General features: G+C 67.0%; 15 protein-coding genes. 3 read left to right on the top strand and 12 right to left on the bottom strand.

Annotation, left to right across the window (positions count from 1 at the left end; all coding sequences use genetic code 11):
• Positions 1-42 precede the first annotated feature (42 nt).
• The 7 genes from KUV49_RS15950 to KUV49_RS15920 all read right to left on the bottom strand — a co-directional run bounded on the left by KUV49_RS15950 (position 43) and on the right by KUV49_RS15920 (position 7013).
• On the bottom strand, positions 43-1962 hold the full coding sequence (locus KUV49_RS15950; RefSeq protein WP_222450803.1) for a hypothetical protein: 1920 nt from the start codon (positions 1960-1962) through the stop codon (positions 43-45).
• Positions 1963-2210: 248 nt separating this feature from the next.
• Entirely contained in the window at positions 2211-2534 is a 324-nt protein-coding gene (locus KUV49_RS15945) for a 5-aminolevulinate synthase (RefSeq protein ID WP_152493056.1), read from the bottom strand.
• Positions 2535-2714: 180 nt separating this feature from the next.
• The gene (locus KUV49_RS15940; protein ID WP_222450802.1) at positions 2715-3923 is read right to left on the bottom strand and encodes an endonuclease/exonuclease/phosphatase family protein; all 1209 of its coding nucleotides are present in this window, start codon (positions 3921-3923) and stop codon (positions 2715-2717) included.
• 129 nt (positions 3924-4052) lie between these two features.
• A complete protein-coding gene (locus tag KUV49_RS15935; RefSeq protein ID WP_222450801.1) occupies positions 4053-4517 on the bottom strand; it encodes a macro domain-containing protein in 465 nt (154 codons plus the stop codon).
• Positions 4514-5500, bottom strand: coding sequence for a threonine/serine dehydratase (locus KUV49_RS15930; protein WP_222450800.1), 987 nt, complete (start codon positions 5498-5500; stop codon positions 4514-4516). Before KUV49_RS15930 ends, KUV49_RS15935 begins: the two co-directional genes overlap by 4 nt.
• Positions 5497-6330, bottom strand: coding sequence for an alpha/beta fold hydrolase (locus KUV49_RS15925; protein WP_222450799.1), 834 nt, complete (start codon positions 6328-6330; stop codon positions 5497-5499). Before KUV49_RS15925 ends, KUV49_RS15930 begins: the two co-directional genes overlap by 4 nt.
• Positions 6330-7013, bottom strand: a complete 684-nt coding sequence (locus KUV49_RS15920; RefSeq protein ID WP_222450798.1) for a haloacid dehalogenase type II — start codon at positions 7011-7013, stop codon at positions 6330-6332. Before KUV49_RS15920 ends, KUV49_RS15925 begins: the two co-directional genes overlap by 1 nt.
• A gap of 181 nt (positions 7014-7194) precedes the next feature.
• Between KUV49_RS15920 and KUV49_RS15915 the strand changes: the two genes are divergently transcribed.
• Both KUV49_RS15915 and KUV49_RS15910 read left to right on the top strand, forming a co-directional pair.
• A complete protein-coding gene (locus KUV49_RS15915; RefSeq protein WP_222450797.1) occupies positions 7195-7626 on the top strand; it encodes a peptidylprolyl isomerase in 432 nt (143 codons plus the stop codon).
• Positions 7627-8538: 912 nt separating this feature from the next.
• Positions 8539-9189, top strand: coding sequence for a hypothetical protein (locus KUV49_RS15910; protein WP_222450796.1), 651 nt, complete (start codon positions 8539-8541; stop codon positions 9187-9189).
• A gap of 75 nt (positions 9190-9264) precedes the next feature.
• On the opposite strand, the gene KUV49_RS15905 is transcribed toward KUV49_RS15910, so the two are convergent.
• The 3 genes from KUV49_RS15905 to irrA form a co-directional block, all read right to left on the bottom strand.
• A complete protein-coding gene (locus KUV49_RS15905; RefSeq protein ID WP_222450795.1) occupies positions 9265-10527 on the bottom strand; it encodes a SulP family inorganic anion transporter in 1263 nt (420 codons plus the stop codon).
• 132 nt (positions 10528-10659) lie between these two features.
• A complete protein-coding gene (locus KUV49_RS15900; RefSeq protein WP_222450794.1) occupies positions 10660-11643 on the bottom strand; it encodes an NADPH:quinone reductase in 984 nt (327 codons plus the stop codon).
• A gap of 10 nt (positions 11644-11653) precedes the next feature.
• Positions 11654-12079 (bottom strand): iron response transcriptional regulator IrrA, encoded by a 426-nt coding sequence (gene irrA / locus KUV49_RS15895; RefSeq protein ID WP_222450793.1) that lies wholly within the window; start codon positions 12077-12079, stop codon positions 11654-11656.
• Between the two features lie 155 nt (positions 12080-12234).
• Here irrA and fabA point away from each other — a divergent pair, with 155 nt between their 5' ends.
• A complete protein-coding gene (fabA, locus tag KUV49_RS15890; RefSeq protein WP_057795913.1) occupies positions 12235-12744 on the top strand; it encodes a bifunctional 3-hydroxydecanoyl-ACP dehydratase/trans-2-decenoyl-ACP isomerase in 510 nt (169 codons plus the stop codon).
• A 24-nt stretch (positions 12745-12768) separates the two neighbouring features.
• On the opposite strand, the gene KUV49_RS15885 is transcribed toward fabA, so the two are convergent.
• Positions 12769-12987, bottom strand: a complete 219-nt coding sequence (locus tag KUV49_RS15885) for a hypothetical protein (RefSeq protein WP_222450792.1) — start codon at positions 12985-12987, stop codon at positions 12769-12771.
• Positions 12988-13086: 99 nt separating this feature from the next.
• Complete coding sequence (locus KUV49_RS15880; RefSeq protein WP_222450791.1) at positions 13087-13974, bottom strand: sulfotransferase; 888 nt, start codon at positions 13972-13974, stop codon at positions 13087-13089.
• Positions 13975-14090 lie beyond the last annotated feature (116 nt).

Raw genomic sequence — 14090 nt, 5'->3', positions numbered from 1 at the left:
GCCCGGGAGGGAGTAGACCCGGGCCGCCGCTTGGGGCGGACGCTACTTGCGCCCAATCCGGCGGATCTTACCGTCGAACGTGGGGACTGACATAACAAAGTCGTCCGCCGGATAGCCGAGAGCCTGCTCTTCGAGGATGCCGATGGCGATCTGCTCGCCCATGCGCAGGCTGTCGTAATAGTCGGAGAAATAGTGCACGCCGGCCATGTTGCGCCCGATCGAGATGTTGGCGGCGAGCTTGTTCAATTCGCCCTCGAGCGTCAGGGGGCAGCACTGTTCTTTCTTGTTGTCGGGGTGGAAGGCGACATGGGCGGCGGCGCCCTTGCCTTTCAACGCGTATTTGCCGCAGGGCTTGAAGACGAGCTTGGACATCGGCAGGTGAACGCCACAGTCCTTCTTGCAATGCTCGGCCTTCTTCCGTTCCTTCTCGGTCAACATCTCGCAGCGATAGGCGCCGGCCTCGACCACCTTGCCCTTGCAGAGAGCGTCGTGGATCGCGGCCTTGTCGTAGAAGCCCGCATCGCAGTCGGTGTCGTCTTTTGGGTTGGTGATGCGCACGAAGACCGAGGACGTGTCGTAGAACGCCTTGAGCATGGTCACGCAGGCCCCGGCGACGGTGGCATGGCCCGCGCCGTAGGTCGGGTGCATCGGCGAGCCTTCCCCGAAGGCCATGGGCAGGAGCGCCGCGTCGGCGCCGTTGCCGCTGGTCGGGTGGGCGTCGAGCGCGTCGAGGGTCGGCTTGAGCGCGTCGCGCATGGCGGTGAAGCAGCCGCAGATCTGCGGGAAGCGTTTCTCGATCTCGTCCGCGCGCGCGATCCGCGCGGCCAGCGCCTCGGGGCGCAGGCGCAGATGGACGTTGAACTTCTGGTAACGGACGGCCTTGAGGCCGCGCGTGGCCACCTCGGTCACGAGGCTGAGGATGTGCGGCCCGCCCCAGAGCGCGAAGCCGCCGGCGTTGTAGGGCACTTTCGCGCCGGTCGCGGGGTCGATCATCAGCCGGTCCCCCGGCGGGCCGGACAGCAGGTCGAAGGCCGGATCGAACGGCGCCTTCTGCGCCAGAAGGAGCAGGCATGCATTGAGATAGGCCTGGTAGAGCGCGTCGAAATGCACGTAGGTCGCCAGGTCGCGCGGGGTGCAAATGAACCGGCGCTGATCGGCCGAGAAATCCTGGATGCCGGTGCCGCCATAGCCGCGCTGCACCCGCAGCCAGTCATTCCAGGTGGTCATGTAGTCGGTTTCGCCCGCGACCGGGACGGTCTGATCGACAAGCTGGGCGCCGTATTCGATCAGCCCCTGTTCGGGTTTCTTGGCGCCGGGCGAGGAGCCGATCAGCAGGAATTGCGACAGGTAGGGGCCATTGAGCACACCGGGCGAGGAGCCGCGGAAGGCGGTGCCGGACGAAAGGTTGCCCGCGGCGTTCGTCTTTCGCGGGCGGCTCTTGAAGCCCTCGGTTGCATAGGCCAGCCCGTCGAGGCGCGCGGCCGAGGCATCGACCGCGGCATTGCCCGCGCCTTCCTCGAAGGCGGTGAAGGGCACGTCGCGCAGGATCGCAAGCTCGTAGACCTCGGCCATCTCGAAGGCCAGCTCGTCCGAGCAGAGCTCGGGCGCGGGGGGCATGGTGACGGCCTGTGCGTCGGGGCCTTGCAGGTCATGGACGATGCCCGCGGTGGGCGCCTCCCAGAAGCGGCGTGGCTCGTCGCGGGGGACGGGCACCCGGGTGGTGAAGGGCTCGCAGAAACCGTTGTCGATGGCCTTGCGGAAGGCCTCGAACGCGTCGGTGTCGGCGACAAGGCCGGTGGTCTGGTCGTGATCGAGCCCCTTGGTGAAGCTCATCGGATAGCAGGCGGCACCGTAGCGCGCCTCGTCGCCATTGGCGCGATGTTCGGGGTGGTGGCGGTGGCGGGCCAGTTCGGCGGCCTCGACACGGAATCGGTAGGTGGATTCGGCACGGTCCTTGGGCATGGGAAATTTCCTTTCATGAAAAGGTCTTGCGGCGAAAAAATTGGTCAAAAGCAGTCAAGAAAAACGCCGGAGCGCGAATGTAATATCCTTTATAAATGACTCGACCTGGCAGGGTCTGTCAATGATTATTTAAATCGTGGGTTGTTTGCGCTGCCGAATTTGCAACCTTGAACAGGGCAGCATTGACCGCTCCGCGTTGCGCGGAGCGCCGTCGATTGGCAGAGGGGCCGGCCCGCCGGAGAGGGCGGTCAGTGAGAGACGATCGCCAGTCCCAGAAGGATGAGCGCGCCGCCGCCCACGTCGCGCGAGGACAGGCCCTCGCCGATGGAATAGGCGTAGGTGAGCACGATCAGCGTTTCGATCGCGATGATCAGCAGGTAAAGCGTGCCGAGCGTGACCCCGCGCATCAGCACGACCTCGGCCTGTGTCGCGGCGATGAAGCCCAGCAGGATGAGACCGTAGGCGACGAGTGACCAGTGGCCGGAGGCAATCTTCATTCCGATGGTGGCGATGCCGTACCCCAGGGCGGCGACGACCGCCAACCCCAGCAGTCTGATATCAAGAATTTCCACGGCGTAAAACGGTGGCCGGACTATTGGCACAGCGTATCGAACTGGTTTTATTGAAAAAGGGCCACCGACCCTAAATTGTTTCATCAAATAATGATCGACGGTACCACGCGCCGCGGGGCCGTCACAGTCGGGTTTTCCTGACCCCGGGGCGCTGAGGCCCTGGGCGTGCGCCGGGCGGTGTTACGTCTTCTGCATCCGCAGGTGCGCCATGATCTGGCCGTGGTCGGAGGCCAGCTTGTTATAGGGCGCCTCGGGGTGCGAGCCGTCGGTGAGGTGGTCGTTGAAGACGCTGAAATAGGTCATCTCGCCCGCCCGGTCGGGGTTGTCGGGGTGGAAATGGCGGGACAGGAAGATCTGGTCGATGCTCTCGAAGACGCCGCCGAAGGCCGAGGTGTAGACCATGTCGCGCAGGGATTTGCGGACGAACATCTTTTCCGCCGAATGCAGGCGGACGCGCTCGACATTCTCGGTGATCCGGCGGTTCTCCTCGTCCGAATAGCGGTCGGAACGGTCCTGCGCGTCGTGGCGCAGCATCCAGGCATAGTTCTTGAAGGGCGCCTCGCCGGTGATGATCTCGGTCGAGACCGCGTGTTCGCCATCGTTGAAATCGCCCAGCACCATGACCGGGTGGCCCGCCTCGATCTCGCGCACGACCTCGCGGCGCAGCACCCAGGCCTCGGCCATGCGGCGAACGGTGGCGCGCAATGATCCCATGGCGCGACCGATGGGATCGTAGTGGGTCAGGTCCTCTTCGGGGGCGTAGTCGGCGCCGGGGGGCGTGATGTATTCGCCCAGCTTGGATTTGAGGTGGCAGTTGAAGACCGTCACGGTCTGGCCGCCCATGGGGATGCGCGCCTTGATGACAGGCCGCGACAGGCGGCGCAGGACGTAATGGCCCGCGTCCTGTGTGCCGTCCATGCCGCGCAAGGGCTGGAAGGGGATCGAAAGCGGCTCTTCGAGGTCCTGGATGATCTCGGGCGTGCCCGTGAAGCCCAGCCGCGACAGGATCGCGACGCCGGGGCGGCGTTTGCCCGGCTCGCCGGTGTCGGCGGCGTTGGGCGCAAAGGCCAGCGTGGCGTTGTCATAGGGGGTGACGGCCAGTTTGCGGAAGATCGCCTTGCGGTGATAGCGTTTCGAGCGGTCGGGGATGGACGCATCGTTGAGCGCGCGGGCGCGGATGGACGCCTCGTCGATCACCGCGTGCAGGGCGTCCTTCTCGAAGATCTCCTGGAAGCAGATCACGTCGGCATCGAGCGTCAGGATCTGGTCGGCCATCCAGTCGAGCTTCCAGGCGTATTCCTCGGGGGTGTAGGACTGGAATTCGTAGTACTCCCGGTCGGGGTCGATCAGGTTTTTCACGTTGAAGCTGGCGATGGTGACGTCGGTCATGCGGGGCCTTCTGATGTTGCGCCGGGTCGGGCCGGGGGCGTTTTCCGCGCGGAAAACGGGATGGAAAATGCGCATTTTCCATTCCGGAATTTGCGCAAATTCCGGGGGCGCGACGGGCGCGGCATACGCCTAGCGTCCCGCGTCGGGCAGGACCACGAGGGCGTGGTCCATCCCGTCGAGCGCGGTGTCGATGCGCGGGGCAATCTCGTCCCAGTCGCCGCCCGCCAGGCCTGCGCCGATCAGGGGATAGCCGATGCGGGCCGCGGGGAACTGTGCGGCGACTGCTTCGAAGGCCGATTGCAAGGCGCTGTAGTCGACCTTTTGTCCCCGCCCGCGATAGTCGAACTGGGTGTAGGCGTTGACGATGGTGAGGCTGTGGCCGTCGCACGCGACCGTGGCATGGGAGATCGTGCCGAGCTTGGCGCGGTCGCCTTTGGGTGTCTCGATGTCGGCTTGCGCGGCGGCGGGGAATTCCTTGGCAATGATTTTCGCAATGCCCGCACCCACGGTGTGAAAGCAGTTGCAGCCGTGCACGAGCACGTCGAAATGCCCGGATTTGGCGAGCGCGATCAGGTCGCCTTCGATGCGTCTCATGGGGTGTCTCCGAGTGTTTCGAGGGCACGCGCGAACATCGGCCCGTCGACATTGCCGCCCGAGATGGTGACGATCACGGTGTCGGCATTGAGCCGGTCGCCGTGGAAGAGCGCGGCGGCCAAGGCGGCGGCGCCGCCGGGTTCGGCAACGAGTTTCAAGCGCTGGAAGGCGTGGGCCATGGTGCGCAGGCAGTCATCCTCGGAGACCGCGATGCCGGGACCGCAGAGGCGTTTGAGGATCGGGAAGGTGATTTTGCCCGGCGCGGGGGTGAGGATGGCGTCGCAGATATTGCCACTGACGCCTGCGTTGGTCTCGATCTGGCCCGAGGCGAGCGAGCGGGTGACGTCGTCGAAGCCTTCGGGTTCCACCGGGCGCACCTTAAAGCCTGGTGCCTCGGCTTCGAGCGCCAGCGCGATGCCGGAGGTGAAGCCGCCGCCGCCGCAGCAGACCAGCATTTCGGCCTCAACGATGCCGAGCTCTGCCGCTTGTTCCGCGATCTCCAGCCCGCAGGTGCCCTGGCCCGCGATGACCTGCGGCTCGTCATAGGGGCGGATGAGGGTGAGGTCGCGCTCGGCCTGGAGTGCCTCGCCCAGCTCCTCGCGGCTTTCGCCGGCGGCGCGGTCGTAGAGGACGACCTCGGCGCCCAGGGCGCGGGTGTTGGCGATCTTCAATGCGGGCGCGTCGGCGGGCATGATGATGACGGCGGGGGCGCCCATCTGGCGGGCCGCCAGCGCCACGCCCTGCGCGTGGTTGCCGGAGGAGAAGGCGATGACACCCTTGGCGCGGGTTTCCGGATCGAGCGCCGAGACGGCGGAGCGGCCGCCGCGATACTTGAAGCTGCCGGTGTGTTGCAGGCATTCGGGTTTGACGAGGATGCGGCGGCCCGCGATCTCGTCAAGGAAGGGCGACGACAGGAGCGGCGTGCGGCGGGCGTGGCCCTTGAGGCGCTCGGCGGCGGCGCGGATGAGGGTGATGTCGCTCATGCGGCGGCCTCCAGCAGCTGGCGGATGGCGGCCAGCGATTGCGGCTCGTCGAGGAAGGGGACGTGGCCGCGGTTGGGTACGACGGCGGTGATCATGTCGGGGTGTCGGGTCTGCATCTGTGCTTGCGTCTCTGCGGTGAAGAGGTCGGAGTTCTCGCCCCGGATCGAGGCGGTGGGAATGGGTTTCAGCCCGTCGAAAAGCGCCCAGAGGTCCACGGATTCGCCCGCGCCGGCCTGGCCCACCAGCGCGTCGCGCAGGCGGGGGTCGTAGCGCAGGGCGATGCCGCCCGAGGGGGCGTCCTGCCACATGAACTCGGCCTGTTCGCGCCAGCGGGTGGGGGGGATGTCGGGGAAATCCTTGGCATGGCCTGCGGCCAGCGCCTCGGCGGCGGCGTCGAGGTTTGCGAATGGCGGCGTCTTGCCGACGTAATCCATGATGCGCTGGATGCCGATGGGGGCTACCTCGGGGCCGATGTCGTTCAGCACCACGCCGGCGAGGCGGTCGGGGTTGCTGTGCGAGAGCGCCATGGCGATTAGGCCGCCGCGCGAAGTGCCGATGAGGATGGTTTTCTCGATGCCCAGATGGTCGAGGAGTTCGATGGCATCCTGGCCTTCGCGCAGGATGTTGTAGGTCATGTAATCCTCGGCATGGTCCGACAGGCCGCGACCGCGATAGTCGAGCCGGAGGACGCGGTGATCGGGCAGGTGCGGCACGAGATAGGTGAAGTCGGTCACGTTCCGGGTGAGACCGGCGAGGCAGAGGATCGGCGTGCCGGTTCCTTCGTCGGTGTAGTGCAGCGACAGGCCGTCGGAGGTGGTGAAGTGCGGCATTATTGGGCAAGCTCCGGGATGCCGGTGAGGTCCTTCAGGACATGGCCGGGCCTGGCGGGCAGCCGGTCCATCGGCGCGCCGGCGCGGTTGACCCAGGCGGTGGTGAAGCCGTAGCCCGCCGCCGCCGCCGCGTCCCAGCCGTTGGAAGAGACGAAAAGCACTTCTGATTTGGCGCAGCCGAAGCGCTTGCCGACGAGGTCGTAAACGCTGTCATGCGGTTTGAAGATGCCGACGCTTTCGACCGACAGCACGTCGTCGAGCACGTCGCCGATGCCCGCCGATGTCACCGCGCCGTCCAGCATGGCGGGCGAGCCGTTCGACAGGATCGCGGTGTTTTTCCTGGCGTCCTTGAGCGCGTGGAGCATGGCGGGGACCTCCGGGTAGGCCTCGAGTTCCCAATAGAGGGCCAAAAGGCGTTCGCGCAGGTCGGCGTCGTCCGAGAGGCCCTCGGCCTCGAGCGCCCAGTCGAGGCCGTCCTGGGTGACCTGCCAGAAGTCCGTGTGCCGGTCCATCACCGCGCGCAGCCAGGTGTATTGCAGCTGCTTCAGGCGCCAGTGTTCGGCGATGGCGGGCCAGTGGGACTTGAACGCCTCGCGGCCGGGCTCGTCTGCGGCGGTGCGGGCGGCGGCGGCGACGTCGAAAAGCGTGCCGTAGGCGTCGAAGATACAGGTGGTGATGAGCATGGGAGGCCTTCGGGTCCGGGGTGGTTCGGGGCGCAGTTTGGGGGCAGAGTGGCACGTCTGGGGAAGGGTTGGAACCCTGTTTGCAATCGCTGCCATGGCAGGTTAGCCTTGGGGCAGACCAGCAAGTACCCGCGCGAGGCGCGGCCTTGGAAACCCATCCCCCAAACAGATTGGAAACCACATGACGCAGGTGAAATCCGGCGATACGGTAAAAGTTCATTACAAGGGCACCCTGGCCGACGGCACGACCTTCGACAGCAGCGAAGGGCGTGATCCGCTGGAATTCACGGTCGGCTCGGGCCAGATCATTCCGGGCCTCGACAAGGCCATTCCGGGCATGGAAGTGGGCGACAAGAAGACCGTCGAAGTGCCCGCGGACGAGGCCTATGGCCCGCTGGACCCGGCCGCCAAGCAGGCGGTGCCGCGCGCCGACATTCCCGACGACATCCCGCTGGACATCGGCACGCAGTTGCAGGTGCAGACGCCGCAGGGCCAGACCCTGCAGGTGATGGTGGCCGAGGTCACCGACGAGCAGGTGACGCTGGACGCCAACCACCCGCTGGCGGGCAAGGACCTGACCTTCGACGTGGAGCTTGTCGGGATCGACAGCTGACGACACTTTCGCCGGGGCGGCGGCAGCCTTGCCGCGCCCTTGCGCGTGCGCCCTCGGGCTGACCGGGGGGCGCGGATTGCGGGAGCGCGCGTGATCGGATGCGGTCATGCGCGTTTTCTGTTGGCGACACAGAGACGCGGACGCCGATGCGACGCCAAGCGAAGCGCTGCTTCGAGCCCTTTGCGGACATGTGTGATCAATAGCCCCGAGTGCCATTGACGGGCCGCGGCGCGGCGATCCGAGGGTGGTTCGGCAGCGTTTTGTCCAGGCCACATCCGAAACAGGATTGGGCGATGCACCGAACGTCACCCAATCGCCGGGCCGTGGGGGCGGCCCGTCGATGGCGCGGGCCTGCGGCCTGTTTCAGCGCCGGGGCTTCAGATGGCACGTCTTATATGTCAGTCCGCCCGCACCGAATGTCGGGATCCAGTCGCTCGTAACATACTGGTGTTGCGCCCCAGCCGGTTGACAGCCGCGAAGCGGCCCGGCCATCGTCAGCCCCTCCCTCGGGCTGGCGATTTGTCTGAGGCTGGGCGCAACGACCCTTCCGAGGATGTATTTGGCAGGCATGAAGTGCTGCAGAATTGCCGTCGGATCGCCACCCCAGGGGCTGACGCTCGCCTCCGTCGTGAACGGCACCAAAATCCGCAATGCGAACATCGGTTCTTTTCCCTGCGGGCCGTGGCGCGACCCTGACGGTGGCTTGGGGGGCGCGTCTCGGGGTGAACCGGGGCGCGGGACAGTCCTGAGCGCGCGCGACGGGGGGCCGTTGCGCGCGTTTTTCGTTGCGCGGCGGGGGGGGGAGCGTTCTGCCACTGTGCAAGCGTGGCGACCCGCGCGAGTGGGAACACGCGCGCGTGATCGGCGTTTGCCCTTTTGCAAAAGCCGGCAAGAGCAAGGGGCGTGACGATAATGATGGAGTTTCTGAAAGAGAACGTGGAGATCGTTCAGATCGCGGCCAGCCTGACGACGACTTTCGTGTGGCTGGTCTACCTGCATATCTTCCTGAGCGGCTATATCCAGCAGCGCCGGTCCAGCATCCTGATCAACCGCGGCGGCGGACCGGACATGCAAGCCCGGTGCCTGGTGTCGAATATGGGCGCGCAGCCTGCCTATCTGCTGGACGTGCTGGCGTCTCTGGACACCGGCGAGGACGTCAATGTGTCCAGTGTTGTCGACCGCGAGGAGCTGCGCAAGGAGGAGCTGGAGCAGCCGACGAACGTGACCGGGCAGGGGCCGATCCCGTCGGGCGGGTACGTGGATATCGGAACCTTCGAGGATGTGGCGCGCCGGGCGGGGCACAGCGCGGACGAGAGCGACCTGGAGGACCGCTGTCTGAAACTGGTGGCGGTCTGTGCGACCAACCAGGCCAATCACGTGGTCGCGGCGGTGCGTGAGTTCGACCTTGTTCCGAGGGACGAGGGCGTGCGGCTGGCGCCCCGCAAGCTGGAGGCGCGGCAGATCCGGTCGCGGCGGCTGAGACGGAAGATCACGTCGATGCTGGAGCGGCTTGAGCGCAAGGACGGCGACGCCGAGATCGGCGCGGAGTTCGCGCGGCTGTAGCGCTGCCCCGGGGGCGTTGGCCAGGCGGCAGGCCCTGTGCCCGGGCAGCCGAGACGCCGGGGTGGCGTGCCGGGCCTATCGGTCCGGGTCCGACCAGTCGGAGGCCGGGACGTTGCGGCGGTGCAGGCGCAGGGCCAGACCCAGCGCGACGCCGACGCCGATGGCGACGGTCAGGTCGGCCAGAACGGTCAGGACCATGGTCAGGGCCAGCAGGAAGATGTCCGAGGCGCGCTCGGCCAGGTGGCCGCGCCACTTGTGCGGCTCGCTCATGTTCCAGGCGGTGAGGATCAGCAGACCGGCCAGCGCGGGCATCGCCATGTACCCCACCAGCGGTGCCGCGACCAGCATGACGACCAGGATCGTCACCGCGTGGACCAGCCCGGCCACGGGCGTCTTGCCGCCCGCGCGGATGTTGGTCGCGGTGCGGGCGATGGCGCCGGTCGCGGGCATCCCGCCAAAGAGCGACGAGCCGATATTCGCGGCCCCTTGCGCCAGCAGTTCCGCGTTGGGCCGGTGATGCCCAGCGATCATCCGGTCGGCGACCATGGCCGAGAGCAGGGATTCGACGCCGGCCAGGAAGGCGATGACCAGGGCGGAGGGAAGAAGCTCGATCAGCCTGTCGATGCTGACGACCGGCAGGGCGGGCCAGGGCAGGGTGCCGGGCAGATCGCCGAACCGCGAGGCGATGGTGTCGACGGGCAACCCGGTAAAGGCGACGATGGCCGATGTCAGGGCCACCGCGACGATCAGTCCCGGCCATTTCGGCGCGGCGCGGCGGAAGAGGACGATCAGGGCCATCGTGACGACGCCGATCGTCGCGGAAGCGCCCGAGACGGTGGGCCGGGCGGCCCAGAGTGCCTCGACCTTGGGCAGGAAATCTGCCGGCAGGTCGGTGACCGCGAGGCCCAGAAGGTCCTTGAGCTGGCTGGTGGCGATGATGACGGCGATGCCGATGGTGAAGCCGTTGATCACCGGCTCGGGGATCAGCCGGATGAGGTTTCCGGCCCGGAAGAAACCGGCGACCAGCAGGATGAGACCGGCCATGAGCGTGGCCAGCACCAGCCCGTCATAGCCATGATCCGCGATCACGCCGAAGACCACGACGATGAAGGCGCCGGTCGGCCCGCCGATCTGCACGCGGCTGCCGCCCAGAAGCGAGATCAGGAAGCCCGCGACGATGGCGGTCACCAGGCCCTTGGCGGGGTCGGCGCCCGACGCGATGGCGATGGCCAGGCTGAGCGGAAGGGCCACCATCGCCACGGTCACGCCGGCGAGGACGTCCTGCGCCAGAAGCGTCCGGGAATAGCCGGGCAGGGTCGTGAGGATCTTGGGTTTCATGTACTTACGTCAGGGGACGTGCCGGTTCGGTGTCATCCTGAGGTCTGGCGTAAGTGAAGCTGCGCGGCTCTGCAAGGGTGGCATGGCGGGGGCCGTGCCGCGAAAGCCGGTTTCGGGCCCGGCGGCGCGGCGTCAGGGTTCCAGCAGGACCGCGCCGCGGCGGCCGGGGCTGAGCACCATGTTATGGGCTGTGACGCAATCGGCGAGCGGCAGGCTGGCGTGGATGGCCGGGGTCAGCGCGCCGTCGGCCAGGGCCGCGTGCAGGCGCGCGATGGCCGCGGCGCGCTCCGCGGGCGGCAGGATGTAGATCAGGGTGATGTCGATCTTGAGCGCCTTGAAGAGCATCGGGCCAAAGGACAGTTCCGGCGTCATGTCCTTGGCCGAGCCGTAGGTGGCGATGGTGCCCATCGGTTTCATCACCTCGGCCAGGAGTGCGGCGTTGGTGCCGAATTCGACCTCGACCGCGCGGTCGATGCCGCCCGGCGCGATGTCCCTGATCTTCGCGGCCAGGTCCTCGTCGCGGTAGTCGAGCACGTGATCGGCGCCGGTGTCGGCCACGTAATCGGCGGCATCGGCGGAGGCGGTGGTGATGACCGTCGCACCGCCCCATTTGGCCAGTTGCACGGCCATGTGGCCCACGGCCCCCGCGCCGCCCGAGACGAGCAGCGTCTGGCCCGCCACCTCGCCGCCGCCGAAGACGGTCTGGCAGGCGGTCAGGCCGGGAATGCCCAGCGTCGCGCCGACCTCGTGGCTGATGCCCTCGGGCAGGGGCACGGCCTGGTCGGCGGGCAGGGCGATCATCTCGGCCGCGGTGCCGTGGGCGCGTTGCCATTGGGCATTCCAGAGCCAGACATGCTGATCCATGCGGGCGGGATCGACGCCTTCGCCCACGGCGAAGATCGTGCCGGCGCCGTCGGAATGGGGGATGATGCGCGGAAAATCGGGTTTGGTCACGCCGGGGCGGGTGCCCGCGCGGGACTTGGCATCCGAGGGGTTCACGCCGGAATGGGTGAGCCGCACCAGAACCTCGCCCGGGCCGGGCGTGGGGGTGTCGACCTCTCCCACAGTCAGGACGTCTTCGGCGGGTCCGAATTGTTCGTAATAGGCGGCGCGCATTCCGGGCGGGTCAGCCGGACTTGCGGCGCAGGCGGATCACCACGTCGACGCTTGCGATCTCGGCGCCTTCGGGGGCACCGGGCAGGCGGGCGATCTCGAGCTCGTCGGCGGGCGCGTCGGAAAGACGCTGCTCGTCCTCCCAGAAGAAGTGCGGGTGATCGTGGGTGTTGGTGTCGAAATAGCTTTTCGAGCCGTCGACCGTGACCTCTTGCAACAGGCCCACGTCGCAGAAGGCGCGCAGGGTGTTGTAGACCGTGGCGAGCGAGACGCTGTCGCCGTTCTCGCAGACGGCGGAGTAGAGGCTTTCCGCGGTCACATGGCGATGCTGCCCGTCGCCGACAAGCAGCGCGGCCAGCGCGACGCGTTGACGGGTCGGGCGCAAGCCTGCGCCTGCGAGCCATGCGGTGCCTCGGGTTGTCGCCTCGGTATCGGTCATGAAAGCTCCTGTCTCAATGCCAATATAGGGGTCTCCACAGGGGAATTTCAAACAAAATTCTGCACCATAGCGCGGCGCGGCAGGGCTTGCGCGGAGGTTTTGCGGGGTGTTACAGGATCGGATAAAGGAACCAATTGAGAAAAGGGTGCGACCCTATGGCCGACTTCCCGAGCAGCTTCGACCGCGAAGACCTGCTGAAATGCGCACGTGGCGAGCTTTTCGGCCCCGGCAATGCGCAGCTGCCCGAGCCGCCGATGCTGATGATGGACCGGATCACCGATATTTCGGGCGATGGCGGGCCGCATGGCAAGGGGCACGTGGTGGCCGAGTTCGACATCAAGCCGGACTTGTGGTTCTTCGAGTGTCACTTTCCGGGCAACCCGATCATGCCGGGATGCCTTGGCCTTGACGGGCTGTGGCAGCTCACCGGGTTCAACCTGGGCTGGCGCGGCTGGCAGGGGCGCGGCTATGCGCTGGGCGTGGGCGAGGTGAAGCTGACCGGCATGGTGCGCCCGGACCGCAAGATGCTGACCTATTACGTGGATTTCACCAAGGCGGTGCAGACGCGGCGGCTGACCATGGGTGTCGCCGATGGCCGGGTCGAGGCCGATGGCGAGGTGATCTACCAGGTCAAGGACATGAAGGTCGCGCTGAGCGAGAACTGAGGCGCGACCCTCGAAGGTGTACCGCTAGAGCAGGAAGTCGAAGCTGTCCGTCATGTCGGGCGGCACGAGGCTGTCCCATTCGGGCTCGGCGATGTCCTGCGCGGTGGCGGTGTCGCGGGCCTTGGGCTCGAAATATTCCATGATGCTGCGCTGCACGATGTCTTCGGCCAGGTCCTCTGCGAGAGAGCGTGTCTTTGCGTCCGGGATGGACCGGAAGTCGATGATGATGCCGTCTTCGGGCATGGGGGTATCCTCCGTTGGGGCGCCGGGATGGGTCTGGCGCGTTGCGTAACGAGGATGGGTCGGAGCGGGTCGCGACAGGGTTCAAAGGTTTCTTCTGCATCAGCCCTGCCAGTTCGCGGGGAGCGCGGTGCCGAAGCGGTCGCGGCAAAAGGCGTATTGCGGGGCAAGCTGTGCCGCCAGTGCCGTGCGCGCGGCCTGCGGCAAGGGCGCCTTGAGCGTGGTTTCGTTGTGACGGGCGTTCGCGTCGGCCGGGGCGAAAGGCACGCCGATGAAATCGCAGAGGCGACGCTGCATGGCCTCGGTGAAGAGGGTTTCGTAGAAAAGGCAGAGCACCTTGCCGGCCCCGAAGGTGGCGTCGAGCGCGGTGAGGATGCCGGCGTAATCGGCGCGCGCGGTCAGGGCGGGCATCTGGCGGACGCCGTCCCAGTCCTGCGTGGCGCGGGTGTCGGGGGCCATCTGTTCGAGGTGGCGCAGCTGGGACCAGAAGCGCGCCACGGGATCGCGCAGGATGAACAGGACCCGCAGGCGGCAACCCTGGTGCGCGGCGACGTCGCGGATGTCGGCAAAGCCCGCCGCGCCGATGGCCGAGTAGCCCGGCGTGATGTCGGCGAAACAGCGCGTCTCGGGGCCGCAGAGCCGGGCGAAATGGCCGAAATAGGCGGTCTCGTCCTGGATCATCTGCGCCCGGTCGAGGCTGGCGCGGAACGTGGCGCGCCGGCGGAGGTTTTCCAGCGCATCGCCGGGCTGATCGAGGTGGAACTTGAGCCGCGCGAGCGCCAGCGCGTCGGGATCGCCCAGGCAATGCGCGGGGTGGCGGGCGTCGAAGAAATGCACCTCCTTCAACGGAGAGGGGGCGCATTCGGGCAGGCCGGAGAGGTAGGCGTGCAGCCAGCTGGTGGCGCATTTGGCCGCGCCGATGCAGACCAGGAATGTCTTGCCCGCAAGGTCGGGGTGGCGGGGCCGGGGAGACGGGTGACGCAACGTCATGGTGAAGGATCCGCCGTGCGGGAGGGTCGGACGTGACAGAAATGCTGCCACATCGGTCAGAATCGCTCAAGTTTTCGCGCAAAATGCGGACTGCGCGTGCCTAAGTGGCTGATTTG

This window comes from Roseovarius atlanticus (assembly GCF_019802205.1).
In the GTDB taxonomy this organism is placed as follows: Bacteria; Pseudomonadota; Alphaproteobacteria; order Rhodobacterales; family Rhodobacteraceae; genus Roseovarius; species Roseovarius atlanticus_A.
The sequence above is the reverse complement of the archived record's forward strand: the minus strand, read 5'-3'. Positions and strand labels throughout refer to the sequence as shown.

Coding starts and splice junctions, on each gene's coding strand:
- KUV49_RS15925 (WP_222450799.1), bottom strand. CDS start 6,330: ATGCCGCACTTCACCACCTCCGACGGCCTGTCGCTGCACTACACCGAC.
- KUV49_RS15880 (WP_222450791.1), bottom strand. CDS start 13,974: ATGACGTTGCGTCACCCGTCTCCCCGGCCCCGCCACCCCGACCTTGCG.
- KUV49_RS15920 (WP_222450798.1), bottom strand. CDS start 7,013: ATGCTCATCACCACCTGTATCTTCGACGCCTACGGCACGCTTTTCGAC.
- irrA (WP_222450793.1), bottom strand. CDS start 12,079: ATGACCGATACCGAGGCGACAACCCGAGGCACCGCATGGCTCGCAGGC.
- fabA (WP_057795913.1), top strand. CDS start 12,235: ATGGCCGACTTCCCGAGCAGCTTCGACCGCGAAGACCTGCTGAAATGC.
- KUV49_RS15900 (WP_222450794.1), bottom strand. CDS start 11,643: ATGCGCGCCGCCTATTACGAACAATTCGGACCCGCCGAAGACGTCCTG.
- KUV49_RS15910 (WP_222450796.1), top strand. CDS start 8,539: ATGATGGAGTTTCTGAAAGAGAACGTGGAGATCGTTCAGATCGCGGCC.
- KUV49_RS15885 (WP_222450792.1), bottom strand. CDS start 12,987: ATGCCCGAAGACGGCATCATCATCGACTTCCGGTCCATCCCGGACGCA.
- KUV49_RS15930 (WP_222450800.1), bottom strand. CDS start 5,500: ATGAGCGACATCACCCTCATCCGCGCCGCCGCCGAGCGCCTCAAGGGC.
- KUV49_RS15940 (WP_222450802.1), bottom strand. CDS start 3,923: ATGACCGACGTCACCATCGCCAGCTTCAACGTGAAAAACCTGATCGAC.
- KUV49_RS15935 (WP_222450801.1), bottom strand. CDS start 4,517: ATGAGACGCATCGAAGGCGACCTGATCGCGCTCGCCAAATCCGGGCAT.
- KUV49_RS15915 (WP_222450797.1), top strand. CDS start 7,195: ATGACGCAGGTGAAATCCGGCGATACGGTAAAAGTTCATTACAAGGGC.
- KUV49_RS15905 (WP_222450795.1), bottom strand. CDS start 10,527: ATGAAACCCAAGATCCTCACGACCCTGCCCGGCTATTCCCGGACGCTT.
- KUV49_RS15950 (WP_222450803.1), bottom strand. CDS start 1,962: ATGCCCAAGGACCGTGCCGAATCCACCTACCGATTCCGTGTCGAGGCC.